Raw genomic sequence first — 26,653 nt, forward strand, 5'->3', positions numbered from 1 at the left:
GAATATGATCAGGTTAGCCTCAAATGTGATCGGGTCCGCTCCGAATATGATCAGGTTAGCCTCAAATGTGATCGGGTCCGCTCCGAATATGATCAGGTTAGCCTCAAATGTGATCTGGTAAGCCTTCTAATTAACGTACCTCGTTAGTTGAACAAGATAAATGTTTACCTCTTTCGATTTTCTAGCCAAGATTGGATTGTATTCCCACCTCTAGAATACTAATTTCTACCCAAAATTTCTATCCAAAAACAGAAGCATATAACTACCTGCACAAAGATAAAGTGCAACCTGAGTTATAACATAAATCGAAAACTCTAATGAAGTTAATTTTCTTTCTCTTCTAATTTTCTTGAAGTGTCTATAGTAATACAAAGAACATAGAAGTAATATTATTGCCGATACTTGGAATATGTTTTCCAATAAACTAACCAAAAAATCATCTCCTCACATTCATAATATTTTGCATTTAACTCTTCTATTCACTTCAATAAATATATAAATTCCCCTTAAAATAGATAAACCCTTCATCAACTATTTTGCTTGCAAGATGTGAGCTTATAAAGAAAGTTATGATGAGATTGTGGTAGTACATCATTAAGTTAAGTCCCTCAGAACATTACATCTTCCGCAGCTGGAGTGGTGTCATCTATCTCTTTGAAGCTGTCTACCGAGCCTAAATGCTTTGATATTGAGGCACGGGAAAGCATTCACAGAGGTGTCTGAAATTAGGAATAGAGCCATGTGTGGGGTTACAGAAGTGATTGAGGAAGTACAAAAGGACTTGCATATATGAAAATAATCCATCATTTATACAAGTCCTATTTATGCATCTGTTAATTTAAATACATTTTTTTAACAATTATCAATGCTCAAATTTTCCAAAAAACAATCTAGTACTCTTTAATAAATGCATTTAGTATAAGAAACAAAATCGCTAATACAAATATTTACAATAACTAAACCAATTTTGTAATCATTTTTTTCAACTAAACTGATCCATTAATTCAATAAGAAAAAAAGAGCTGCATATGCAACTCAATGATCTTCAAGTAAAGCACTCTGTTACTTTAAGTACAACATTTCACAATCTTACACGTTGATGTTAATCACATTTCTTTCAGAGAGGGGAAATATAGGTTAATTTGCGCCCATGTTAGATACTGTTGGGCTGTTCTTTTTGTCGTATATCACAACGGTTACAATTGAAACAAGAACAATTACAGCATTTGCGGCAATTGTTCCTACCCAAGTCATAGTCATAGTGCCGAAGATGGGGGATGCCGCATTGAACATGGTGTGGAATAATACGCACATAAACACATGGCCTTTTCCTGATATTTTGTAGATTGCCCCGTTGAAAAACCGAAACGCAATGAGTTGAACTGCAAACATCCAAAAGTTAATGAGTCCCTCTCCGTGATTCGTCCCCGGAATGAAGAAGAGAGGGATATGCCATAAAATCCAAATGATTCCAACTAAAAAAGAAGACAAAACAAAACCGTATTTTTTGTCAAGCTCAGGCTGCAATATGTACATCCAGCCAGCTTCCTCTAAGCCACCGATAATAAGATTACCAGGCAGGGAAAGGAAGAACGCATAAAATGGAAGCACCATTTCCATGTGGCCAGAAACTGCAATATGTATCACAAAATACAGTGCAAGTCCTGTAACAACGAACAAATAGAGCGATATGCTATTTTTGGCATAAAAAACAGTTCTCAACCATTCCTTGAAACCTACTATTTTGCTATTTTTCTTCAGAACGATATATGAAGCAATAGCGGGCGACAAAATATAGATTGCAAAAGGGATATTCATCCCGAGTTGCTGTAACGAGTGAACCCAATTGTGAACCGAATATCCAAATTGCCCCAGGGCAATCAAAACACCTGACACAAGATAGGCTATGTAAAATGTCAGCATCGTAAATTGTACTGTGATTTTTTTGTGTGTCACGATTTCTTCACCTCACATTAGTGTAATACTTCACAATCTTATTCAATTAAGGTTGTTTTAATCATTTAAATCATATGAAAAAATTGGGTTTATACACTCCAAAATGGATACTATTGCGTTATTGTATCCGGACATTTTTTCAATTTCTTTTTCGTCTTTAAATTCTTCGTCTTCGAACTGTACTTTAAGTTGTTTTATAATTCTTAGGTACTTACTTATAAATCCGTTCTCATCCATATGTTTAACATCCGCCAGCATTTCATTATATGCTAAGAGTGCACCCTCATTGGTATGTTGAAACTCAGTTTTATCAAAAATGGTATTTGTATTTGTAAAATGTTTCTTCCTTTCAATAATGTCTACCAACGTAAATTGGTTCAGTTTCTTATTATCGTTCATCATTATCCCTCTCTTTGTTTAAGACTTATTTTGAGTATCATTTTATTTTTGATTTTCAAATATCCTGCACCGTTAGCAATAGTGAATCTTAATTTCAATTTATCTTATAAAGATATGGACCACATATTGATTCATGTGTATGAACATATGTCCAAGTAAAGTTTTTATCAAAAATATATATATCTTGTTGAGTATCAAAATCCCTTGATATCACTTCATTAGCATTTGTATAAAGGAATATTATTGATGAACCTTGATACATTACATAAAATTGTTCTTTAGATAAAGAATCAAACGCTTTTCTAGCAACTTCTTTTTTCAAGCATTCTTGCTTCTCATAACTGAAAATATGCCATTTAAACTGTTCATAAGATATTTCTTTTTTTAATACTTCACTAATGTTTTGTGCGAATGTCTTATCCCATAAATCAATAATTTCCTCTGCTTCATTAACTAATTCTATGACTACACCTTTTTCACGTAAGTTTTGTTTATATATATAATCATCTTGGATAAAAACTATGGACCAATAAACATTTTCTAATTCTTCCTCTGGTAAACAGTCTAAGATTTTATCAATTTTATCTCTAATCATCTTTTCCTCCAATAACGAATTATAGTATCCTTTTTCTTTTCAACATAACTGCACCGTTAGTTCAATAAAGAAAAAAGAGCTGCCTACGCAACTCTATGATCTTCAAGTAACGTACCTCGTTAGTTGAAAAAGAACTTATGTTTCTAAATAAAGCGATATTTACGTGAAAATTGCGTGATAATTAAAATAATCGATAACCCAACAACGAGATACCACATTATATGAAAAGGAACTATGAATATTAATACACCAAAAAAAATAGCTATGAAAGTGCTAACTGTAATTGATTGTACACTCGTAAATTTATCTTTAATAAAATAATATAAAGTGAATGGTAGTGCTAAAGTAAATATCGGAATATAAATTGTTATAATAGATATTTTAATAAGGGCTATTGAAAGTACTGCTGTTACGAAGCCTATTGACGTAGTAAGAGTTCTTCCTACAAATGCTTTACCTGAGTAATAGCCGTATAGCAGAATAAACATAATTGTTAAACTGGCACAAACTCCCGTTATTGAAACAAATGGATTGCCTATGATGAAAGCAGACATTGAGAAACAAACTAACGAAACGAATGGCAACAGCAATATTGAAAGATTTTGCGCTTTTTCTATATTCATTACATTTGTAAAACCTACAAGAAATAATAAAGTAAACGGAATCGTCAAATATCCTAATTCAAAGTGATTACCTAGATTAATATCACTAACCTCAAGTTTGCCGACCATTATTATTACAAGTGATGCACAAATTTGACCAATCAGCCCCCAAATGCTTGATAATTTAAAAGCTTGCGTAAGCTTATCCGTAATAACAATTAAAACGATGCCAATTAATAAAGCTAAATATAACATGTTTTCCCTCCCGAAATAATGCATTAGAAATACCAAAAGTTAAATATCACTACCTAAAATTATACAGCATATGGAAAAATAACTAAATATAATTGCGATGCTTATTGAACTAACCTGCTCCGTTCATATTATATGGTCAGCCAGATATTTCTGGTTGATCATTTTTTATTTGGTTTTATTATAGCAGTAGCCAGGGTAGAACGTAACTGCTCGTGGGGCTTGGCCCCGTCAACTAAACCGTTCGCCCCCTACTTGCAGAAACATAATTGAGGCTGGTTGGGACTTAGATCTCGTATAACAAGCGAAGCTAAGACACTGCATAGAGGATTAGGGGTAAGTGGCAAACTATGATTCTAGCTTCTTTGTGAATTGTTCTATAAAGAGGAATTGGAGCCATATAAAAAGCGTGGTGTGCAGTTAGATTGTTACTAAACGAAAAAATCAGATATTCAAAAGGTAGTGGTATATTTTGGATTAAAAGAGAGAGCGAATGAAATAGTATAATTAAGCGTAATTCAATTTATTCGTAAGAGGTGCCGTGTTTGTTTAAAAAGAAAATATTAGTTGGACATTCAGAAGTTGCTATTCTGGCAATTATCGAACAACTAGAGAAAAGTAACATTCCGTTTGAAATAGGCATCAAAGATATTTTAAAACGGTCGTCTGAAGAATACGAAGGTTTTTATATGATCAAAGTTCAACAGAAATGTGCTAAACAAGTAGAAGCCATTGTTGCGCAGTATGTGTCACAAGAAGATTTGAAGCATTGGTATAAAGTAGCGAAAAAGAAAAGTAGAAAATTAGAGAGAAAGGAAAAAGCTCTTTATTTGTTTGTAGCTTTTATATACTTTATAGCGGTAGCTGCCATCGAAATGGGTAAAAGCATAGGATTGGAGATCGTTCCGTCTATCGGTTGCGCAGTGTTATTGATGGGTGGTATGTTTATGACGATAAAATTTTACAAAGAGATGAAAAAAGAATCGTGTGATTTGAGAGAGACCTATAAAGGGTCGATGATTGTCGGTATTGCTTTGATATTTTATGCCGTCACTTCTTTTATATCTGTATTTTGACTTGCTAGTTGGCTTTCTTTCATTTACTTACTGCTTCTTTCACATATCTCCATATTTTAATCGATATTTTCAAAGGAGCAACTATCTATACGAAAACATCTAAAACAAAAAAGAGCAGTCGATCCTTACACATTGTCTATGTCTTTTTCAAACTACTCTCGGTCCGCTGGGTTATTTCCCCCATCTTTCCTGTATTGCTTTTTTCGGATTGGAGAAGCCGAATGTATCGTACTGACACAATCTTGGCATTATATTTCTTCAAGTTTTCCTCATATTCAGCTATTGATGTATTGAGATAATCCCTGTTTATAGTGTATTTTATTGGTTCATCTGATGGTGGACGTTTCTTTATTCGGAAATAGTCGCTCATATTCTACCCCTTTTAGATATTTATTTTAATTTTACAAGAAAAAATCCCATCATGAAATGTTTACCAACGCCAAATAAATATCAAGAAAAAATTAAAAGAGTAGTTTTCGCTACTCTTTTTTCTCAACTTGATAATCGTTCCAAAATATTAAGAACCTTCATCTTACTTTGATAACCAATTAAATTACCATACTTAAAATCTTTCGATGCTCTTGCCTCAAACTCAGCTATCCAATCTCTTTGCCCAGCACTATTAGCAAACGTTTCATACATATCAAAATCTGCTGCAATATATCCCGGTGCATGCCGTTTTAAATAGTTAGTGGCTTTATCAAAATCAAATGTTAAAACAGCATGCTCCTTAAAAGATATTTTTCCTACTCCATATAGCGCTTTGGACATTTCGGTGATTTCTTCAAAGGTAGCATTTCTGACATCATATCTACTCGAAAGTTCCTTGTAAATAGCAGAAGAATCTTTTTGCTCCATATTCTCTACCGTTTCACTAAGGGGAAATACTGATTTCTCTTCCGATTTCACACTAATATTTTTGGAATAGAATGATGATTGTTGAGGTGATGCAATAGAATTCACATTCATATAATCAACCACTTTCCGTCACGTTTTTATTTGATGATTTGTCAAATTAAGTGCAACAATTGCTCATTAAAAGCCTCGTTTGCAGTTTTCCAACCAAGACATTTTCTTGGTCGGTTATTGATATAGTTTAATGATTCTGTTAGTTCTTCTGGTGATACTTTTTCGAAATTGGTTTGCTTAGGGAAGGACTCGCGAAGTAATCCATTTCCATTTTCGTTACTTCCACGTTGCCAAGAAGAATAGGCATCTGCAAAATAAACATCATTTTTCAAGTCTTTTTCTAACACTTTATAGCAGCTAAATTCTTTACCTCGGTCTGTTGGGGCTGTTTTTATAGCGCCTTTTGGTAATTTAGTATGAAGTAGACGTACTGCTCTTTCCATTGATTGAGCTGAGCGATCTGGTATCAAAAAGCCAACATACCATCGTGTCATTCGCTCAATAAATGTTGCTACACAACCTTTTGCTTTCCCACGTCCAGATACAACTGTATCTAACTCCCAATGTCCAAAGGTTTCACGTTTACGTACTTCTTTTGGGCGTTTAGAAATTGGGGTACCAATGTTAAATCTTCCTCTTGTTTCGCGGGGCTTTTGGCGCTTTCCTTTTTGACGGAGAACGGTTATAGGCACTTCTAAAAAACCCTCGTAAATCCAGCGATAGATGGTTTTAAAACTTAGCTGTCCTTGATACAAGCGGCCGACAATTTGTTCAGGCGACCAAGTATCCCACAACTTTTCTTGAACAGCTTCTTTTACTTCGGGTGTACATTTTGACTTGGCACTACAGTTAGATTTATTTTGGTGGTAACGTACCTGCGCTTCGTCAGCCGTACTACCGGCGTGGCGTTTTATTTCTCTGGAAATCGTAGAAGGTTGACGATTTAAGAGTTTCGCTATTTTACGAATCGGATAATCAAGTTCTAGGTATGTTTCTATTTTTACACGTTCTGATATGGTAAGATGGGTATAGCTCATAACGATTCCTCCGTTTGAATGTTTGTGTGGTAACTACATTCTACACGAGGTCGTTATGGGCTTCCTTTATATTGACTTCTGGGTGTTGCACTTAATATTACAATCCGTCAATTTAAAAGATTTTTATTGACAATCTATTAGCTGGTTTAGTTTAAGAACCTTTTTTCTTCGCTAGCCTCTTTAGTGTTGTTCCAATTAACATAAAAAAAGGCCCTATTATCATGCCATAATGAAAGTTGGGATTAATTCCTAGGGGTGCAAATACCCCTAACATAATCAATACAAATCCAAAACTTGAAGTTATCTCTCCTATTGCGTTTTTATTAAACTTCTCTATACCAATGAGATCACTGATAAAGATTAAAAATACTCCAAGCAAATAACAAATCAAGAAAAATTTAAAGGAAAAATCCACAACAAAAATACTCAAAAGAGTTATGATTACGCCTAAAGAAACAAATTTAGTTCTTATAGATAAACTATTTATAAATTTTCTTTCTTCTTTGAGCAAATCCCCCACCTCACTAAATATTTTACCATAAAAATCCACATAAATTGTTAAACTATCCTGCGCCGTTAGTTGAATAAAAAAAGCACCCAAAGCGTCGTTTGAACATATCTTATTGTTTTCAATAATATGACCCTATTACTGAAAAAGGCACAATTTCAATTCAAGAATTGCGCCCTTTAACAGAAAGACGTTAGCATTCTGTCCTTTTATCCTTCACTAATGCTGTCGAGTGCTCCTTTTATTTCTTTCTCAAATGGTATACTTTCTGAATTTAAATTTTGTCCATGTAAATAAAAAATCAGTATATTTCTCTTTTTAAACATACTGAAAGACACCAAATTCATTGTCGCAGTCTTTTCAGCAAACTCCTTTGTACCCTTCTCGCGGTCGTTTTCTGTTGCAAATTCATAAATAAAAAGCTGTTTTTCACTTAACTTATATGCACCAGGATTCACATCTTTTAATTTCGAACCAAAGATGTTTTCTCTTGAAGATTCAGCTCCCACTAGTTTAACACCATTCTCTTGTAACACCCTAACAACTTCCTCTTCAGTAATATGCGAACTATCATTTACTTGTACGGATTGGCAGGATACCAAAAACAATAGTAAACATAAACTAACAATCTTCCGCAATTCAATCCCCTCATCCCGATATCATTCTAAGAAGGAGATAAAATCCTTCTGCCATAAAATGGCCCTTAAATACAAATAGACGCATTCCTTATTATAATGCGCCCGATTGACATCATATTTATCTATTCAAGCGAAGAATTATCTTCAAACAGTTTTTTACTTCAGCTAACGCCCTGTCGAGCCCAAATGTTTTTATTATATCTTTAACTTCTTATGGATTATTTTTTGGCTATCTCATCCGCCTCAAATCCTTCGATATACAGTACCAGCTATATTATCCTGAATATTTATAAGGAATTCCTGTATTAAAATAAATCAGCTACCTAACATCGATAAAAATTACCAACGTTAAATAACTGACTTATCTTAGAAATTTACGCTAAGCTCTTTCGGTATTTTATAAATCCGTAAAAGTTGGTGGTTTCTTTTTGAAGCCTTTCGTCGTAATGAAAACATAGATAAAACCAATTGCAAGCCAGATAAAGCCTACCTTCAATGTCATCGGTGATAAATTAATAAATAAGTAGAAACAAATACCAAATCCTAGTCCTGGAATTAATAAGTATCGAATTATTTTCATTTCTTTTTTACGGAAGAAGTAATACACAATCACTGACAAATTGACAAACATAAATCCTGTCAGGCCTCCAAAGTTCATTAATTCTGCTACAAAATTTATTGATAAAAACAGCGCTCCTAAAACACTAATCACACACAACAATAAAATATTGTATACTGGTGTTTGATATTTTGGATGTAAATGTGTGAAATACTTTTTCGAAAGTACCTCATCACGCCCCATACTAAACATTAAACGAGATGCACTGGCTTGTCCTGTTAAACCAGCTGTCACTGTCGATACAATAATCGCAACCGTATAAAGAGTTGCAAGAATTGCACCACCTGCTTTTTCCGCTACATCAAATAAAGCCGTATCAGCTGAACTAAAGTTTGTAACATCAGGCCATACGAGCTGAGCTACGTAAGCTTGCACAATAAAAATAAGTCCTCCGATTAAACAAGCTAAAATAGCTGCCTTCCAAATATCCTCTTTTGGATTAACTGCCTCTTCTGAAAGTGTTGTAATCGAATCGAACCCTAAAAATGAGAAGCAGGCCATTGCTGCACCAGAAATAATTGCAGACATAACGAATTTTTCATCGTTGAAAAACGGCACAACAGTAAAGAGCGACGTATCACTTTCCCCACCGACAATTGCCTTTACACATAAAATCACAAAAATAACGACTACAATTCCCATAAACATAACGAGGATTTGATTTGTTTTTGCTGCGATGCCAATACCTAGAATATTGACAGTAGTTATAATACCTGCAATTAATAACACCCATACCCAATACGGAACAGATGGCATTAATGCATTCGCATAGGAAGCACCTACCATGAATACAATGAGTGGCACTAAGACATAATCCATAAACATTGCCCAACCTGCAAAAAAACCTAAATGCGGATTGATGGCACGTTGGGTATATGTATATGTTGACCCCCCATTTGGAAAAACAGCAGCCATTCGACCGTAACTATATGCAGAAAACATCATTGCAACCATCGCAATCAAGTAGGCTAATGGCAACATCCCACCTGTAGACTCTGCTGCAAAGCCATAAATATAAGCTGGCGCAATCGGTGTCATAAAAGCAATACCATAAATGACTAAATCTTTTAATGTTAAAACACGCTTTAACTGTGGTGTATGATCATTTGGTGTTTGACTCATAGACCATTTCCTCTCACACTTTCGTAGGTTCGCGTTTTGATAGTTCTTCCGTTACTAACTCAATTACTTCATCTGTACTCATCACTTGGCAATAAATTTGATTCATAATCATAATTTCAGCATCATGAAGCTGTTGCGTTGCAGCTGTACATGCATCTTCAACTAAAATAACTTCAAAGCCTGCGTCAGCTAAGCTTCGAACTGTTGAAGCAACACATTGATCTGTGACAACACCTGTACAAACTACTGTTTCAATGCCCATATTACGCAGTAAAAATTCATAATTCGTACCACTTAATACGCTATCTGTCGTTTTATTTACAACAATTTCGTCATCAAGAGGCTTTAATTCATCCACCATCTCCGCTCCTGGGTCACCGATTGGCAATAAAATATTGTTCCATCCTGGCCGGCGTTGTACAGGAGAACGATCTCGTCCATCTTTATGATGGCAAGCAATGCGACCAAATGTTACTTCTAATTTATTAGTACGGAAAAAATCTAAAAGCTTTTTATTGTTCGGGATCGTTAAATTGTCGATACGATCAAAAAAGTATTCCCACTGATCAAACATGCCCTTTTCTCTTGCAATCTGCGCGTCTAATCCGTCTCGGCTAATAAACTGATGTTGCATGTCTACTATTAGTAATGCTGTTTTATCTGGGTTCACGTTTATTTTTTGACCGTCAGTCGGTAAAAATTCATAATATAATGTTGATGTATTCTCCATAATATCCCCTCCAAAATACCTCAAATTCCAAAATGTAAAGACAAATAAAAAACAGACTCTTCGTGCAAAAAGAATCTGTCTAACACAAAAATGACCTACTCATTTCTAGAAACTAAAATGAATCGACCATTTAAACTTCCCACCGTTTGTCTAAACAGAGATAGCACAACTTCATAAACACGTATGTTTACGAAGACAGTCCTGCAACTATTCGCTACAGACCCAGTATATGATGGCGAGAACTCATCACATACTTCGGCGACACTTCCTTCTATCTAACTTCCTCATCTTCTCGGACTCCATTAGGTACTGTTAATTGCCGCGCCTCTACCTCACTATCAGAAAAGTGAGGCTTATTTAAATATTTGAAATAATTATATTATTCCATTTTTTATATGTCAACTTTATAATCTACTATATTTTATAAGACTTACTGCACACAACCACAAAAAAATGACCATCAAACACTTTAAACAATAACTATTTACAATAATGAAGAGAGAGGTATACCCCCATGCAATTTTTTTAAAATTTTGTCCTATAGAAAAAATCATCTAACACATAGTAAAAAACTTCTCAGAAAAACAAGCTTCTAATTAAGTAGTCTATTAATACACAAAAAATGCCTTACTTATATTACCAGCTATAAGTAAGGCACCTCTAAAATTATATTCAGTTTTATTCATATATTAAACAGTAATAAAAGGTCTCAGCAGCCGCACAACCACCTTCTGTTCATTCTTAATCCTCAGATTCTACTCGATTATTTAAGTAATCTCGTATTATCCATTTTAAGAGCAAACTAATTAAGATAAGATACCCAACCAACTTCGGATACGTAATGGAAATCATAGAATTTTGTATTAATAACGTGCCTAAAAGTAAAACGAGAATGGTAAACCAATATATGAGATTTCCTGCAAATAAGGCATTATCTCGCGTACGTTGGTCATGCTGAAGATTGATTTTATTCCATTTCCCTTTTCTATGAACGTCAAGACCAAATGTAATCAGGTGAATTGTTGCTAAAATAGCAATGATCAATGTTAACTTAGAATGTGAAATGAAGAAATAGCTAATAAACAAATACAATGGAATCCCTATACGCAAAATAAAGTTTGTTCGATACGATACATTCATTTTATTCTTCTCCTTCAATCCAAAATAATTTTTCAAGTGGGCATTCTAAAACAGTTGCTAATTTAATAGCAGTACCAATAGATGGTTCATATCGTTGTTTTTCAATCGCTATAATCGTTTGTCTTGTAACAGAGATACCTTCAGCTAATTGGTCCTGTGTTAAGCCTTTTTCTTTCCTAAATTCTTTGACTGAATTTCGCACCCCATGCTTCATGAATTACATCCTTCCTAAAATGTAATGTATACATTACATAATATAATATTAAAAAATCTAAAATGTAATGTCAACATTACATTTTGAGTTTCCTCAATATTGTGCAGCAATCGGTCCATATTATTGAATAACATTTTTTTGGAAGGCTACCAAACAACGCTCTTGGAATATTAATTCTCCTATTGAGCAATCCAAAAGAGTATAATAGTATTTGTTAGAAAATTCAAACTTTTGATAAATAGGATGTGTTAAAGATGTGGGAACAAAAATTAATTGAAACACCAAGAGGAACTTTCGAATATTTTGTAAAGGGAAGCGGCGAGCCACTTGCCATTACACATTTTTACATGGCTTTTAATGAAAAAGGCAATTGGTTTGCTAATCCGTTCACAGAGTATTACCAAGTCTTTTTAATATTGGTTTGCTAATCCGTTCACAGAGTATTACCAAGTCTTTTTAATTAATGTCCGGGGAGCAGGTAATTCAGCTGTAGTTGAAGCAGATGAGCAAATGAATTTAGAAGAAATTATTTTAGATTTAGAAGCAATTCGTGAAGCTTTACATATTCCTAAATGGGCTTTTGCAGGTCATTCAACAGGTGGCATGCTCGCCTTGCAATATGCTGTATTAAAACAACAATCTCTAACAAAATGTATCTGTGGTTGCAGTGCAGCAAGTAAAGCTTACGCAAGTCATCCAAATAGCATTTACTGTCCTGAAAATAAAAATTTCAGTCGTATTATCGAAATTATGGAAAGTTTAAATAACAGCAAAACGCCTCAGGAAAAACGAAAAGAACTAGATTTTGAATGGGCACTTATGTCATTTACCAGCAAAGAAAAATTAAAACATGCTCTGACAATACCGACTAGTGGACGTACTGTTGGTCGCACACTAGATTACTTTAGAAAAGTTGCAGTAAAGTCATTAGATTTGCGTAAAGAACTACCGACAATTCATATAGATACATATGTATTTGGAGGGAAATATGACGCGCAATGTCCGGTTGAATTTAGTTACGAAATTGTTGACCTTATTCCTACGTCTGAATTAACTATCTTTGAACAATCGAATCACTATCCATTTGTTGAAGAAGAGAAAGTATTTATGGATTTTGTTAAAGAGACTACCAAGACACTCAAGCATATATAATATATAAATTAAACGTTTCCAAATAAAAGTTAGGGAATCCCCTTCATTCAATTGAGTAAGGAATGCTCTATAAACCGAACAGGAACTTATTACATATACAGAAAAGCCTCCAGTTCCTTCAGCTTCCGTGTCGTCATGGACACCCTTGCTCTTGGCTAACCTCTTCGTCTGTCTTCAAGGTTCTGAATATACAAGTCAGGCGCACAAATACAAATATGCGTACAGTGCCGTACTGAACTCATTTTTAACAAGCTACCTAATAAAATAATCGTTTCTAACTTCTAAGGGTCCCTTCAAAATGGATTGGTAGGTGAGGGATAAATGCCTGTAAAATCCGGCTTGTTGAAAATAAAGGCTGTTTTCTCAAAGATTGTTTCTGTAAAACATAAAGACAACTAACCGGATGAAGAAGAGAAATTTCCTGGGAGAAGGATGCATCCATTTAAAGCAGAAAACGGCAGTAACAAAAAAAGAGTTAATCCAACGAAGATAGGAAATTAACTCTTTTTTTACTATAAATCTTGAAGTTCATTAACAGTGACAAATTTATAACCCTTATTTGAAAGTTCCTGTAGTATACCTTCAATTGTTTGGAGCGCTTTGCCCGTTTTATCATACATTGGATGCAGTAAGATAATCGAACCAGGTTCAATATTCTCAGTCACATATTTTACTTTGTCAGAAACCGTTGTGTAAAAAGTATCTGGTTCAAGGTTCCAAGTTATCGTTTCTCTTTTATTTTTATTTAGATAATACGGCAACCCTATCAGCTTTTTCCCATTAGGTGGCCGAACATCAATTTCACCTTCGTAACCTGTATTTCGAATCAATTGATCTGTCTTTTCTATTTCATCTTTGTAATAAGAGGGTGTTTTGAAAATCATCCGATTATGCGAATAGGTATGATTCCCAATTTGATGTCCTTCTTCTGCAATTCTTCTTGCTTCCTCTGGAAATTTTTCTATTTCTGCACCTATAAGAAAAAAGGTAGCTTTAGCATTGTACTCTTCTAATAGCGGCAATATCTGATTTGTGTTATCCGCTGGTCCATCATCAAAGGTTAAAGCAACTACTTTTTGATTCGTCTCTACTTGGTTGGTTAAGCCCCCAAATAACTGATACGTCCTAGAATTCATTAATTTATAAGTGCCTAGTAGTAGAAGGAAAATTAAGAGAATCCCTATCCCAATCAATACCAACTTCTTTTTCATAGCAATCCTCTTTCCATTCAGGAGTTTTAAAACCGTTTACCATTTTATCAAAAAGCGTTAGTCCTTCCAAATCAAAGGCAACAGTAACAGTCAAAAATATTCTGTATTCTTTTCTTCGTCAAAAATCCAATTTAGAAAGCTCTCCCGAATACTGTTCTCCCTACCTACTTTTTGTTGAGCAGTATTAAATAAAATCATTTTGAAATTAAGGCTATTTCAGAATTCCCTTATTAAACTATCCTACCCTGTTAGTGCAAAATGAAAGAAGCAGTGGGATGAAGAAAGCCCCACTGCTTAAGTTTCATATGAATACAAAAGAAAAATTTAATATTTAAAGTGAAGAACATACCCCTGTAGTTCATCGGCCAGATCAAGTAGACCTTTGGCTGCAGAAGCCATGTCCTGCATGGAGGATAATGTTTGTTCAGTTGAAGCCGCAACTTCCTCAGATGCAGCAGCATTTAACTTCGCGTGATCCGATAGCTCAATCGCAGTGGCAGACACTTCTTCAACCACTGCAGACATTTCTTGAGCAGAGGCAGAAATCCCCTCCATTTTTGGTGCCATATTTCGAAGACTTTCTATAATACTCTTAAATTTTTTACTCGTATCCTCGGTTAATTGTAAACCATTTTGAACATCTACTGATGCTTTCGTCATTGTTTCTACAGATTTAGCGGTATCTTGCTGAATACCTGTTATGAGCGTGGAGATTTGTATAGCTGATTGCTGAGATTGCTCTGCTAATTTTCGAACCTCATCGGCCACTACTGCAAAGCCTTTCCCTTGTTCTCCTGCACGCGCTGCCTCAATCGCGGCATTTAGCGCAAGTAAATTGGTTTGGTCCGAGATCGCACTGATCATCTCTAAAATTGAGCCAATTTCTTTTGTTCGGTCATAGAGTGTTTTGATCATTGTATCTGATTGCGTAACAGATTCATGAATAGAAAGCATTTGGTTCACCGTTTGTTCTACAGATTGACCGCCCGCTTCTGCTAATTGAATAGCATTACTAGATAGGTCTGAAACCTGCATAGAGCTATCAGCAACGTCAACGACTCTTTTAGCGATTTCCTCAATAGAAAGAGCATTTTGGTCAATACTAGTTGTTTGTTTTTCCGTACTAATAGCTACCTGCTGCATAGCTTCTGTAACCTGCTCGGAAGCCTCAATATTTTGCTCTGCATTACCAGATAAATCTTGTGCGGATTTTTGAACATGCACAGCACTTTGATCGACATTTCGGATTAATTTCTTTAAGTTCACCTTCATAGAAATAAAGGCTTCCCCAAGCTGTCCAATTTCATCCTTAGAGTGAACTTCAATAAACTCGGTAAAATCTCCGTCACTAATTTTTAATGCGCTATTTTGCAGCAATTTAAGCGGACCGACAATAGATTTAATCATGAAGATTATAAAAATAATACCCAAAATAATGGAAACAACGATGATGATTAAGGCGATATGAAACGTGGATGTGGCAGTTTTTGTCGCCTCTGCAGTAAATACTGTTCCAATGACCTTCCATCCTGTAAGTTCATTTGTGACAAATTGTAAATGGCGGTCACTCTCTTTAATGGTACCTTCACTTTGTTCAAAAATTTTAGGAATATAATCTTCTGTTGCTTCAGTGCCGCTTTCTTTATCCCGCTGAGAAACATATAGCTTTTCATCATCTATGATGGAGGCAAAACCAGTTTCTCCAATCCGTGCCTCTTGTGTAATAGCACTTAGAGCAGATATATTTAAATCAACGGCAATGACCCCAGATTCATCCGGAAGAAGCTGCATGATTGTGACAACCAAGTGATTTGAGACTATTGATATATATGGAGTAGTAATAGATGCATGCCCTTTATTTTCAATAGCCTCTTTATACCAAGGGCGAATACGAGGGTCAAAATCACTGGGATATTCTTGAGCAGGTTCATCTATTAATCTTCCGTCAGCTGTACCTATGTAAAGCAGTTCCACCTCTGGATGCGTATTGATATATTCCTGGAATAGATTTTTCAATTCTTTGCTGTCTTCTAGTAACGAAGACTGATATATCTTTGTTGCAAGGTATTCGATATCATATATTTTAGGAACAAACATATTTGTAATATCGTTATTAAGTATACGGATACTTTCTGTAGAACTAGCGTATTGCTCATTCAAAATTTCATTTTTTATACTTTGAAAGGCGGTATATCCAATTAAAAGAGTAGGAACGAACAGTATGACTAAAAATGCAAAAATAAGTTTCTTTCTTAGGCTAATTCGTTGCATAGATGTTTTCCTCCTTAATTTATCTAGTTTCCAGCTTTCTTTTGGACAGTCACTTCATGGCAAGGCCAATAGACCAAGAGTTCGAAACATGAATGCCGCAATTTGTTCACGGGTTAAGTTTTCTCTTGGCCTAAAATGGCCGTTTTCATCCACTAGTCTTCGTAATGAAATTTCTTTAATAAGCCCTGAAGCTCGTCTGACTGCTGAGCCATTTCCTTCGCTGAAGAAGCCATATGCTCTATCAATGCTAATTGCTCCTCAGCAGTGACTGTTACATGCTCTGAACTTTCCGTTGCACTATTAGCAATACGCGCCATTTCCTCTGTGGAAGCAGTTACTTCTTGTATGCCTGCTGACATTTGCTCAGTCGACGCTGAAATGTCTTGAAGCTGCGCACTTACGCCTTCTATCGATGACATAATCTTTTGGAATGCCTCTTTTGTTGCATCAACAACTTCCATACCTGCAGCAGTTTCCTTCGTATTACTTGAAATAGCTGTAATCACATTGGTAGTGTCGTGTTGAATCGAAAGTATAAGGGCCGCAATTTGGTCAGCGGATTGCTTCGATTGTTCTGCTAATTTTCGTACCTCGTCTGCTACTACAGCAAAGCCTTTTCCTTGTTCCCCTGCACGTGCTGCTTCAATCGCAGCATTTAATGCAAGTAAGTTCGTTTGATCAGCAATGCCCGTTATCACATCAACAATATTGCCTATTTGTTGTGATTGTTCACCTAATATCCGTACCTGTTTCTCTACATGATCAGATGAATTATTAATAATTGTCATTTGCGACATAACACGATTCAAGGAATCATTTCCATGTGCTACCTCATGTCCCATTTCATTCGCAGCAAATGACACGATGGAAGAAGTTTCGGCCACTTGCTGAATACCAATCGCCATTTCCTGCATAGCCGTTAAGCTCGCCGCTGTTGTATGTAATGTCGTTCTAGAGCCTTGTGCTAAATCTTGTAGAGTAGAGGCTAACGCTCTCGTCATTTCTGCAGATTGATCTGATTGAGACGTTAAAGTATCGGAGGATACATCAACCTGATGAGAGGTTTGGGCAATCTGTTGCATTAAAATCTTTAAACTCACCAGCATTTTATTGAAGGATTGTGCGAGCTCACCAGCTTCATCCTTCGAATTAATTTGTAGCTGTTTTGTTAGATCCCCCTCCCCTTCTGCAATATCTCGCAGTTGACGGTTCATTTCCTGAAGTGGTCTTACAATTGCTCTTGTGAAAAGCAGACTACCCAAAACAGCAATGGCGGCTCCGATAAACATAACCATAAACAGCTCGCCGATAAATCCAAAAATAGTTTGTTGAACCTTATCGATTGTTTCACCTACAAACCACATCCCGATAATGTCTCCATTTGCATCTTTTATGGGTGTGTAAAGTGTTAAATACTTTGTCCCAACAACATCGGCTTCACCAATAAATGTGTTGCCTTTCTTCATTACCTCTTCAATAACTTTAGGATCTGCGTCCTTGCCAACTAAGCGATCTCCATTGTACTGTAAATTAGTAATTAGCCCTTTTGTTCCTTGAAAAATTGTTACACCGCCTTCGATGCTCTCTCCTACCTCATCAACAAAGTCCATTTGGTCAACTATTTTCGCTTTACCTTTATAAAGTTCTCCATCTTTTATTGTCCAGTCTCCCTTAAACCGTTCTTCAAGCAGCTTATAACCGACCTTTGAAATATGTATGATACTTTGCTCGAAATCACTGCGCATCATATCCTTCACTTTCACATAGGAAGTTACGCCAATCATAATGCTTAAACCTATAATGATTACCACTAAAAACAAATTAAATTTTGTACTAATTTTAAATGTACGCAAACTCTCTCTCCCCCTCTTTATCACATTTCCGGACCCAACGTTCCTCTTTTTCTTCTTCATCATTTCGACCCTATTTTTAGGTCATACCAAATAACAGTTGTCTTATTTTCCAGAAAACAAAGAAATACTACTAGCTCCTTCTATCCCGATGATGTATAAGACGAATAAGAAAAATGAACTGCACCCAAATCGTTAGATTCAATCTAACAATGGAGGTGCAGCTATTCTAAATAACACAAATGATCACAAAATAATCTACTAGCTTGATGCAAAGAATTCGAGATCGTTTAGGGTCATTCATTGACAATTACTTTGACTACAGGTTCTAATTTCCCTACATACAAATCTCCAAGATAATCTACATCTACCACAACAGCTCGTGGCTCGAAGCGTTGGATGCTTTCAATAAGGCGTGCGGTATTTCGTCTTTTGACAAGCTGAAAGGGTGCTATTGTTTCAGGTCGAAAACCAAATTCTCTATAGATAGGGCAAGATATAACGAAAGTAGATACTATGAGCGCTACATTTTGTAATATTTCATCAACGCCTGTTGTACAGAGAGTACTATTGCTTTTGGCAGTTACTTGATGCGTCATCCTATCAACCTTTCTTCTACAATAAATAGTCATTGAGTTCGAACACAATTGATCGTATGTTCATCATCTTCAAACCATCCCCAAAAGGACTTCTCAGCCTTAACTTGATGTAAAAAGGATTCTTATTTTCCGTCCAACTTCGATAATTTCTCGAACAAAACATTTTTGTAAATTCGGAAATTTCCGTCTATTTTTATGATTTTTTGTCTAAATAATAAGTATAAATTTATGTTAATGAATAAAAGCCAAATACGCTTTTTATAAATACTTGAATAACCCAAAGTCAACAGAACCGATGACATCACAAACAAACTATATTGCGTTTGCCTTTCAATACTTGTTATTCTTGAGAATTCTCAAAATCCTTATCGATCAATGGCTTTCCATCCTTGTCTACTAATAGAGTTAATCCCCCTGCATAACCACTGTACACAAATAAGAATTGTACGCCTGTTTCAGGATCTGTAATAATTTTTGTTCCTTCCAAAGCCCCGTTTAAAGCACCTTTAAAATGTCTAAACAACGATTTGTTCACGATAAAAACCTCCTTCTTAATATCCACAATCACACTTTTGTTGTAATTTAATGTCAACCACCTCAACATTAAGCTGAATTCAATTTATGCAAAATCGGTGTATTTTTGGTACTACAAGTTTTATGTACCCTAAATGTAGCTATTTTGCATAAAAAGGCGAGTTCGAACTTTTCAGTACCTTCTTTCCCTGTATCATTGCCGTTAACAGGGACCCAAGGATCAAATCTTTTCACTCTACTTATCGCATAAAAATATATTGATAACTCAAATTGAGTAAAACTAAAAATATGAAGATTACTATTTTTTTCATGTAAATCTCTCTCTCAAAAATAGATTTCAAACTTCTTTTTTTGGATGGTATATTACTTACAAGCGCCTTTAATTGGAGTAAAATAGAAATAGGAATAATATGCACATTAAACAAATGTGTAAACTCGGTTTTATTGATTTATTTTGACAACTTTATCAATAAATATATCGATCAAGTAAGGATCAAATTGAATGCCTTTCTGGCTCTTTAAATAGGCTGTTGCCTTCTCTTGCGGCCAAGCTTCTTTATAAGGTCTTTTACTAGTTAAAGCATCATATACGTCTACAATGGCTATAACCCTAGCTTCTAGTGGTATTTGTGCTCCCTTTAGTCCTAGTGGGTAACCTGTACCATCCCATTTTTCATGGTGAAACTTAATAATATTACTTGCTATATCCAGATCATCTACAAGTCTAATATTCATCCCATTTGAAATATCCAGCAATACATCAACCCCAATAAGAGGATGCATCTCCATTATTTTTCTCTCATAAAATGTAAGCGGCCCTGGTTTATACAATATCGATTCTGGAATACCTGATTTTCCAATATCATGTAGTATACTACAGTCAATAATTTTACTAATATATCCCACAGATAGATTGTACTTTTTCTCTTCTTTAAGAACTAACAAGAATCTTTCTGTTAGACTTTGTACTTCTTTAAGATGTTCTGCAATTCCTCTATCACGTATTTCACTCGATAAAGCTATTACTTTGTACAACTCCTTTAGGTTATCTTGGTCTAAAGCTGGTTGTTCTTCGCTTCGCATCACTACGATATAATACACCTCTTCATTTATTTTTATGGGTGTAATTGTAACACTGTAATATTTACGTTCTGTTGATTTATATAAATTTGGAATGATCCCTGACCATGGTTCGCCATTACTTAATGATCTGTTCCTATTAATAGGGACTACATTCGAATTTAAATACTCTGCATACAAACCAATTAATGACTCTCTTTTACTACCTGTAATTTCTTCATACTTCGTATTCACATCTATGATTAAACGATTTTCATCAACAATTGCTACAGCATCACCTAATTTCAAATAATATGTTAACTCTTCTGGAATCTGCATTTTTAACACCTTTCATTTTTCTTTAGTTTAGATCATGAGCAAAATTTGCCAGTTGATCAGCAGATAATGCAACTTCTTCAAAAGCTTTTCTTAGTTCATTGACAATACGTACGAAGGCAGTAAGTTCATGTTGATTTTGCGTATTATTTTCTTGAGTCTCTCCCATCGTATTCAAAATAAGTTCAAAATCTCGATCTGTTTCTTCCATTAAATGATTTCCATATTGAATAGAAGTTTTAATGTCTTTAAGAGAATCTGTAAGCCTCTCAACATTCGCTACGGTTGTTAAAATTAGTTGAGCAATATCTGTGGCTGAATTCTTCGTGACCTCTGATAGTTTTTTTACTTCATTGGCAACTACAGCAAAACCTTTTCCATGGCCTCCAGCTCTGGCTGCTTCAATTGAAGCATTCAACGATAATAAGCTCGTTTGCTCTGTTATTTTCGTGACGATATCGATAATGCTTTGCATCCTATTTGTGATTGTTGATAACTTTAGTACATCACTAGAAATAACATTGATTTCCTTATATATTTTTGCGATATTATTATTTTGTTTTTTTATTTGAATTTTCCCATTTTCAGCTTTTTCTTTTGCATGAGATGACAAGCTAGTTCTGGTATTAACCGTTTCTAATATTTCCTCGCAATGTGCATGTAATTGTTGATAAGCTGCATTCGTTTGCTCTGAAATGGCCACAAGATTTCCAGATGCGTTGATCATTTGTGCTCTTGTTATTTCTTTTTGTTTTTCCGATTGCTCTTTCATTTTCTCTGTTTCTTGATCATATGATTCAAGGACAACTTGCTGTTCTAAATTAAATAATTTTGAAAGTGCTAGAACATAAGAAGCATAATGTCTGTCATCAAATTCTCTTTCGACAATTTTTACAATGGAAGAAAATAAATCTTGAAAAGCACTCAAATACCATTTTGTTTGCAATCCTATTTCCATATGAATTCGCGCAATTTTCTTTCTTTTCAAAAAATAATGATCATCAATGACGCCACAAAACATCTCTAAAATATGTGCTTTCAATGTTATTTTTAGCGCCTCAACTGAACTATTATGATGGACTAGTCTTAGCAGTGATTCCTCATTTTCAAGATTCTTGTAAAAACGATTCACAATATCATCTATATTCTCTTCAATAATTGGTTGTAATCTATTAATAACTTGTAAATCCTCAATAGAGAAATCAATCATTTTCATTTGATTCTGTATGTCGCTCCCACTGCTAACATTCAGTTGTATGTTAGGATTTGGGGTAGCAAAATTTCTGATCTCCGCATCCCTTTTAATCCAAAAAATAAAAATTCCCCCTTCATATTTATCTTTTTAATTAAAATCAATGCTATGCCTACGATTGACTTAATAAAGTTTTTAAAAGTAATTGTTCTGGTTTTTGTTCCTTCGTAAAATAAATTTCTTGAAGCCTTTTGCTCAATCTATCAAAATCTTCTCTAGTAGGTATATCCCCCCATACAAATATATCCTTTTTTTCTTTAGTAATTCTTAAGTATAGACGATCAGTAATGATCAACTCTGCCTCTTCATCTTTTGAACAGCTTTCAACATGTAAAAAAGCACGTTTTATCTGATCAAATAAATTGGGACCATCTTTTATGACAGAGTATATTTTTATTTTTATTGTGTTTCTTTTCATGACATCAATTGATTGTTTTAATAATCTATGATATCTCCCAATCAGAAGTTCTCTATGTTTAAATACTTCATAATAAGTTTCATTCTCTAAGAGATAATCATAAAATTGATTCATAATTTCTATTTGAATAGTGCCTTGATTATCAAATCTCTTTTTATAAAGGTCCTCTTTAAATAAAAAAGGAGGTCCATCAAAATGCAAACTAAAATAATGAAGATTTAACAAGTTAGCAAACAGAACGCCATATTCTTCAAGATCTAATGTAATAGAGAAGAACTCTCTGAATTTTTCCATCCAATATAATGTAGCTTGCGTAAACAACTCTTGATTATGATACTGAGCAAAATTTATCATTAAACTAATAGAATTTTCTCCTTTCTCATAACGGTATTGAGAATTTAGAAAGGCAAATGAAAACTGTATTTCTTTCTCTATTTCTTGATCAGTGAGGGTTGTATATTTTTGAAATAAAGGACTAATTTCTTGTGAAAACTCCTCAAAATGATAATGATACTTTGTATAATTTGTATACTCAGGGCCGTCTTCAATGATGAAGCCCATATTTGCTCGTGTTAGACAAGTAGCTAACCAAAATAATGCATATTCTGGAATATCTCGATTAGTTCCTTTCATCATTTCTAGAACTTCTTCTCTAGAAATGAACGTAAAAGGCCATAGCTCTCCCCAACATGAATTCCAATAGAATAAAAAGTAAAAGTAACGAATTTGTTTTTCCGATCCTTCAATTGTGATTAAGTCCTGCGTTGAAATATACTTCAATTGATAACGTTTTAACAATGGTTTGATTTTAAGAATATTACGATAAACCGAGGACCGACTTGTGAAATTTTCCAAAAAAAACTTTTCCAAATTGTTAAATTTATTATAAAAAATTTTGTCAAATATTTTATAAGCTAAAGAATTGTGTAAATAATATCTTTCTACTGTTTTAATTGAAAAAAAATCTTTAGTAAAAAGTTTAAATTGCTTATGTTTAATTTCCTTTAAAGAAGTAAATTCTTCAAATATTCGTAAGTCATCTGAGAGTTCTGATAAAATCTTCAAAATCGTCCTTTCAGATAAATCCATTTTTTGAGCTAACTCATGACTGGAAACGAATCGTTTTTCATTATTGATATAATTTAATACTTGCACCTTTTGTAAGGTCAAACGATCTAGAAAAGTATACATTTTCCCACCTTCCTTACTTACTAAAAAATTCTGACATCTAAAAAGTTAAAGAATTCCTATTTTGAATATTATGCCTTTCCCCCCGCTTTTTTAATCTTTTATAGGAGAGAATATAGCTTGGTAATAGTTACCTAAGCCCTTACACCTCTTATGACTATTTTATCACCCGTGTATCAATTTCTTAATTCAGATTCTGTTTCATTCTCAACATAATTTGAAACTAAAATTTGTAAAGTTTTTTAACAACTAAACTTTCTAGGTTTACATACAACTCTTACTTACCAGAATTTTCAGAAAAACCCAATATTTCAGCAATATATAGTTTGAGCGGGCATAAAGTATCAAAGCTTATTTTTTAAATAAACGTAGGAAAAACAATTAATTGCGGAGTAAATCATTTATTTTTCATTTAGAATTCTCTTTCTAATCAACTTTTGCTGAATTTTTCGCGTTTTTCGAATCAACTTTTTCGTTACGTAAATCGTCACACCTCTACTAATTCTTAGTGGTGAGACGATTTTAAACAAACTTTATGATAAACCATTAAACTTTGAACAAGAATGAGGTACATGTTCTTAGAATTAAAAAAACACCAATCCATGTCTAAAAGACAATGAATCGGTGCTTTAGGTTTTATTTTATTAATTTAAGTATATTTTTTGAGTTTTTAAGCATTCCTAGCAATCCGAGTTCTTTTTTTGCGCCTTTTGATAATTTCTTCTCTGCTATGTTTCGGACCTTTTCTTCTGCATTTGAAAAATTACCAGCATTAAATATTGGTTGTGGATCATATTCAATAGCAAGCTGAATTGCTTTGGTTTGATCTTCACCAACTAGTTTATTAGATAATTGTAAAGCCATATCAATACCAGCAGATACCCCTGATGAAGTTATATATTTTCCTTGTTCTATTACTCTTTCTTTTGTTGCAATTGCGCCAAAGTTACTAAGCAAATTGATCGCTTTCCAATGCGATGTTGCTTTTAACCCATTGAGTAAACCTGCCGAAGCCAATAATAAAGAGCCTGTACATACAGAAGTTGTCCATTTTGTAGTTTTATCTACTTCCCTTATCCAATTTAATACGTTTTCATTTTTCATTTCTTGCATAAACCCTATAGTTGAACCTGGTATTATTAAAATATCTGCCTCTTTACTATCATCGATACTGTGTTTCACATGAATATCTATAAAGCCTGAATCAGCTTTGATTTCTCCTTTTTTCTCTGCGACAAATAATACCTCAGTATCGTCCATATGCCTTAAAACTTCATAAGGACCAATCGCATCCAGCATAGTTACGCCATTATATAAAAAAATGATTACCTTCATACTCCCCCTCCTCCCATTCCATAACATAAGATTACCACAAATAACCAATATTCTTGTTTTAAACTAAACTGCCCAGTCAGTTGAATAGCGGCAATCGTTTCGAAAATAGACTTTAAAGGGTTTATTGTTGGATCATTTATTGTTAAACAGGGGGCAAACCTTGATTCTTCCTCTACTCCAGCTAGAATTAGCGTAATCCGTTTTTTTCAACATTAGCCTGCAAAGTGTAGGTTCCTAGTATTGGACCTAACTTGGTAGATGACCCTGGTTTAACTTAAGTTGCATTTATTAAATATTGGCCATTTTTAGTTTTGAATTCAAAAAAATATTTCTCATTATTTTTTAACCTTTTCAATTTCACGCTCGAACCAGGTGGTATTTTCATTTCTTCTATTACAATTTTACCCTCTTTATCTTTTACTCTTAGTAATATGTCATTTTCATTATTTGCGGTATTAGTAATTTCCTTTTTCCAAAAAACGCTATCGTATATCAGGTATTTTTGACCTTCAAAGTACAAGCTTTCCCATTCTTCCTTATTGTCCTCAGAATCTACATTTACATTAGCACTTACCATCGGAAAAAAGATTTGATTCACTGCCCCTACATCTTGAATGACGAGGGCACCTATAACCGTTAAAATAAAGGTCAAAACAGTGGCTGTTACGACTTGAATGCGACGCTTTTTATTCACTTTTTTAAAGGGTGCGATTGCATTTCTAACTTGCTCTGGTATTGGTTCAACAAGATCAGTTTGCATCATTGTTAAATGGGTCTTACATTCCTTGCAATTGCGTAAATGATCTTCAACAATTTCGACAGTATCCTCACTACAAATTCCATCAACATATGATGGCAATAAATCTTTAATAACATTACATTTCATAATGACCACCTTGTATCCTTTCTGCTAATTTTCCATTATTATTCTTAAATGGGTCTTACATTCAACAATTCCGATAGTAACTTCACTACAAATTCTATGTAAGAATAATGACAATACATCTTTAATATCATTACAATTCATAATCATCACCCTCTATCTTCTCTGCTAAACTAGTTTTAGCGCGGTAATAAGTTACCCTTGCCCAGTTTTCACTTTTATCAAATATCTCTCCAATTTCTTTAAAGCTAAAGTTACTTGATGTTCTTAGTAAAAAAATTTCGCGATAAGGCTCTTTTAAAAGATGTATTTTTTGGTGTATCAAAATAAGAGTGTTGCGCTTAATTACTTCTACATCCGGCCCGTCATGATTTGATGGAATATCCAAACCCATTTGCATTATATTTTCAATACTTAAGTGTTTGTTTTTTCTTTCCTTTTTTAAATGGTTGTAATATGTATATTTTGCAATTTGACATAACCAAACAGACAACTTACATTCACCGTTATATCGATGAATAGATTTTACTGCTTGGTAAAAGGTTTCTTGGGTTAGTTCTTCAGCTAAATCTACATTCGACGTTAAAAGAATAAGGAATGTCTTAACTTCATTTGCATACGACTTGTACAGCTCACTTAAATCCTCCACTTTCTTCCTCCTCTCTTTTTTTCTGTATACATATATATAGATTTAAACTGTAATTCGTTACAAAAATCTTGAATTTTTTTGAAATGAAAGTGTAATCTATTCATTTCTTTCTTAAAGGC

Annotated in this window: 24 protein-coding genes, 1 pseudogene and 1 riboswitch; of the genes and pseudogenes, 2 read left to right on the forward strand and 23 right to left on the reverse strand. The window is 34.2% G+C overall.

The window, feature by feature from the left end:
* Positions 1-1,137 precede the first annotated feature (1,137 nt).
* The 4 genes from MWJ95_RS19600 to MWJ95_RS19615 all read right to left on the reverse strand — a co-directional run bounded on the left by MWJ95_RS19600 (position 1,138) and on the right by MWJ95_RS19615 (position 3,807).
* Entirely contained in the window at positions 1,138-1,956 is an 819-nt protein-coding gene (locus tag MWJ95_RS19600) for a CPBP family intramembrane glutamic endopeptidase (protein WP_249074383.1), read from the reverse strand.
* Between the two features lie 57 nt (positions 1,957-2,013).
* Positions 2,014-2,358, reverse strand: coding sequence for a hypothetical protein (locus tag MWJ95_RS19605; RefSeq protein WP_249107035.1), 345 nt, complete (start codon positions 2,356-2,358; stop codon positions 2,014-2,016).
* Positions 2,359-2,449: 91 nt separating this feature from the next.
* Positions 2,450-2,950, reverse strand: a complete 501-nt coding sequence (locus MWJ95_RS19610) for a DUF4275 family protein (RefSeq protein ID WP_249107036.1) — start codon at positions 2,948-2,950, stop codon at positions 2,450-2,452.
* A gap of 143 nt (positions 2,951-3,093) precedes the next feature.
* Positions 3,094-3,807, reverse strand: a complete 714-nt coding sequence (locus MWJ95_RS19615) for an MraY family glycosyltransferase (protein WP_249107037.1) — start codon at positions 3,805-3,807, stop codon at positions 3,094-3,096.
* 542 nt (positions 3,808-4,349) lie between these two features.
* On the opposite strand from MWJ95_RS19615, the gene MWJ95_RS19620 reads away from it, so the two are divergent.
* The gene (locus MWJ95_RS19620) at positions 4,350-4,880 is read left to right on the forward strand and encodes a hypothetical protein (RefSeq protein WP_249107038.1); all 531 of its coding nucleotides are present in this window, start codon (positions 4,350-4,352) and stop codon (positions 4,878-4,880) included.
* A gap of 492 nt (positions 4,881-5,372) precedes the next feature.
* On the opposite strand, the gene MWJ95_RS19625 is transcribed toward MWJ95_RS19620, so the two are convergent.
* The 8 genes from MWJ95_RS19625 to MWJ95_RS19660 form a co-directional block, all read right to left on the reverse strand.
* Positions 5,373-5,849 carry a hypothetical protein gene (locus tag MWJ95_RS19625; protein WP_249107039.1) on the reverse strand — a complete coding sequence of 159 codons (477 nt, stop codon included), beginning with the start codon at positions 5,847-5,849 and terminating at the stop codon, positions 5,373-5,375.
* Between the two features lie 41 nt (positions 5,850-5,890).
* Positions 5,891-6,826 (reverse strand): IS30 family transposase, encoded by a 936-nt coding sequence (locus MWJ95_RS19630; protein ID WP_249107040.1) that lies wholly within the window; start codon positions 6,824-6,826, stop codon positions 5,891-5,893.
* 151 nt (positions 6,827-6,977) lie between these two features.
* On the reverse strand, positions 6,978-7,337 hold the full coding sequence (locus MWJ95_RS19635; RefSeq protein WP_249107041.1) for a hypothetical protein: 360 nt from the start codon (positions 7,335-7,337) through the stop codon (positions 6,978-6,980).
* A gap of 206 nt (positions 7,338-7,543) precedes the next feature.
* Entirely contained in the window at positions 7,544-7,972 is a 429-nt protein-coding gene (locus MWJ95_RS19640) for a hypothetical protein (RefSeq protein WP_249107042.1), read from the reverse strand.
* A 397-nt stretch (positions 7,973-8,369) separates the two neighbouring features.
* Positions 8,370-9,713 carry an APC family permease gene (locus tag MWJ95_RS19645; protein ID WP_249107043.1) on the reverse strand — a complete coding sequence of 448 codons (1,344 nt, stop codon included), beginning with the start codon at positions 9,711-9,713 and terminating at the stop codon, positions 8,370-8,372.
* Between the two features lie 13 nt (positions 9,714-9,726).
* Positions 9,727-10,443, reverse strand: coding sequence for a cysteine hydrolase family protein (locus tag MWJ95_RS19650; RefSeq protein WP_249074394.1), 717 nt, complete (start codon positions 10,441-10,443; stop codon positions 9,727-9,729).
* 153 nt (positions 10,444-10,596) lie between these two features.
* A riboswitch (Lysine riboswitch) is annotated at positions 10,597-10,781 on the reverse strand.
* 403 nt (positions 10,782-11,184) lie between these two features.
* The gene (locus MWJ95_RS19655; protein ID WP_249074395.1) at positions 11,185-11,583 is read right to left on the reverse strand and encodes a hypothetical protein; all 399 of its coding nucleotides are present in this window, start codon (positions 11,581-11,583) and stop codon (positions 11,185-11,187) included.
* A gap of 1 nt (position 11,584) precedes the next feature.
* Positions 11,585-11,797, reverse strand: a complete 213-nt coding sequence (locus tag MWJ95_RS19660; RefSeq protein WP_249074396.1) for a helix-turn-helix transcriptional regulator — start codon at positions 11,795-11,797, stop codon at positions 11,585-11,587.
* Positions 11,798-12,051: 254 nt separating this feature from the next.
* Between MWJ95_RS19660 and MWJ95_RS19665 the strand changes: the two are divergent.
* A pseudogene (locus MWJ95_RS19665) lies at positions 12,052-12,949 on the forward strand (alpha/beta fold hydrolase).
* 512 nt (positions 12,950-13,461) lie between these two features.
* On the opposite strand, the gene MWJ95_RS19670 reads toward MWJ95_RS19665, so the two are convergent.
* From MWJ95_RS19670 to MWJ95_RS19720, 11 genes are all read right to left on the reverse strand, one after another.
* Positions 13,462-14,160 (reverse strand): polysaccharide deacetylase family protein, encoded by a 699-nt coding sequence (locus MWJ95_RS19670; RefSeq protein WP_249107044.1) that lies wholly within the window; start codon positions 14,158-14,160, stop codon positions 13,462-13,464.
* Positions 14,161-14,484: 324 nt separating this feature from the next.
* The gene (locus tag MWJ95_RS19675; protein WP_249107045.1) at positions 14,485-16,431 is read right to left on the reverse strand and encodes a methyl-accepting chemotaxis protein; all 1,947 of its coding nucleotides are present in this window, start codon (positions 16,429-16,431) and stop codon (positions 14,485-14,487) included.
* Positions 16,432-16,583: 152 nt separating this feature from the next.
* Positions 16,584-18,284, reverse strand: coding sequence for a methyl-accepting chemotaxis protein (locus MWJ95_RS19680; protein ID WP_249107046.1), 1,701 nt, complete (start codon positions 18,282-18,284; stop codon positions 16,584-16,586).
* A 293-nt stretch (positions 18,285-18,577) separates the two neighbouring features.
* A complete protein-coding gene (locus MWJ95_RS19685; RefSeq protein WP_249074401.1) occupies positions 18,578-18,880 on the reverse strand; it encodes a hypothetical protein in 303 nt (100 codons plus the stop codon).
* A 340-nt stretch (positions 18,881-19,220) separates the two neighbouring features.
* Positions 19,221-19,415 carry a DUF6440 family protein gene (locus tag MWJ95_RS19690; RefSeq protein WP_249107047.1) on the reverse strand — a complete coding sequence of 65 codons (195 nt, stop codon included), beginning with the start codon at positions 19,413-19,415 and terminating at the stop codon, positions 19,221-19,223.
* Positions 19,416-19,855: 440 nt separating this feature from the next.
* Complete coding sequence (locus MWJ95_RS19695) at positions 19,856-20,812, reverse strand: HD domain-containing phosphohydrolase (RefSeq protein ID WP_249107048.1); 957 nt, start codon at positions 20,810-20,812, stop codon at positions 19,856-19,858.
* A 22-nt stretch (positions 20,813-20,834) separates the two neighbouring features.
* Positions 20,835-22,130, reverse strand: a complete 1,296-nt coding sequence (locus MWJ95_RS19700) for a globin-coupled sensor protein (protein ID WP_349294163.1) — start codon at positions 22,128-22,130, stop codon at positions 20,835-20,837.
* A 43-nt stretch (positions 22,131-22,173) separates the two neighbouring features.
* Entirely contained in the window at positions 22,174-23,670 is a 1,497-nt protein-coding gene (locus tag MWJ95_RS19705; protein ID WP_249107050.1) for a helix-turn-helix domain-containing protein, read from the reverse strand.
* A gap of 633 nt (positions 23,671-24,303) precedes the next feature.
* The gene (locus tag MWJ95_RS19710; protein WP_249107051.1) at positions 24,304-25,002 is read right to left on the reverse strand and encodes a DJ-1/PfpI family protein; all 699 of its coding nucleotides are present in this window, start codon (positions 25,000-25,002) and stop codon (positions 24,304-24,306) included.
* Between the two features lie 274 nt (positions 25,003-25,276).
* Positions 25,277-25,888, reverse strand: a complete 612-nt coding sequence (locus MWJ95_RS19715) for a zf-HC2 domain-containing protein (protein WP_249107052.1) — start codon at positions 25,886-25,888, stop codon at positions 25,277-25,279.
* Between the two features lie 130 nt (positions 25,889-26,018).
* Entirely contained in the window at positions 26,019-26,534 is a 516-nt protein-coding gene (locus MWJ95_RS19720; protein ID WP_249107053.1) for an RNA polymerase sigma factor, read from the reverse strand.
* Between the last annotated feature and the right edge of the window lie 119 nt (positions 26,535-26,653).

The organism is Lysinibacillus sp. Bpr_S20, assembly GCF_023337835.1.
In the GTDB taxonomy this organism is placed as follows: domain Bacteria; phylum Bacillota; class Bacilli; order Bacillales_A; family Planococcaceae; genus Lysinibacillus.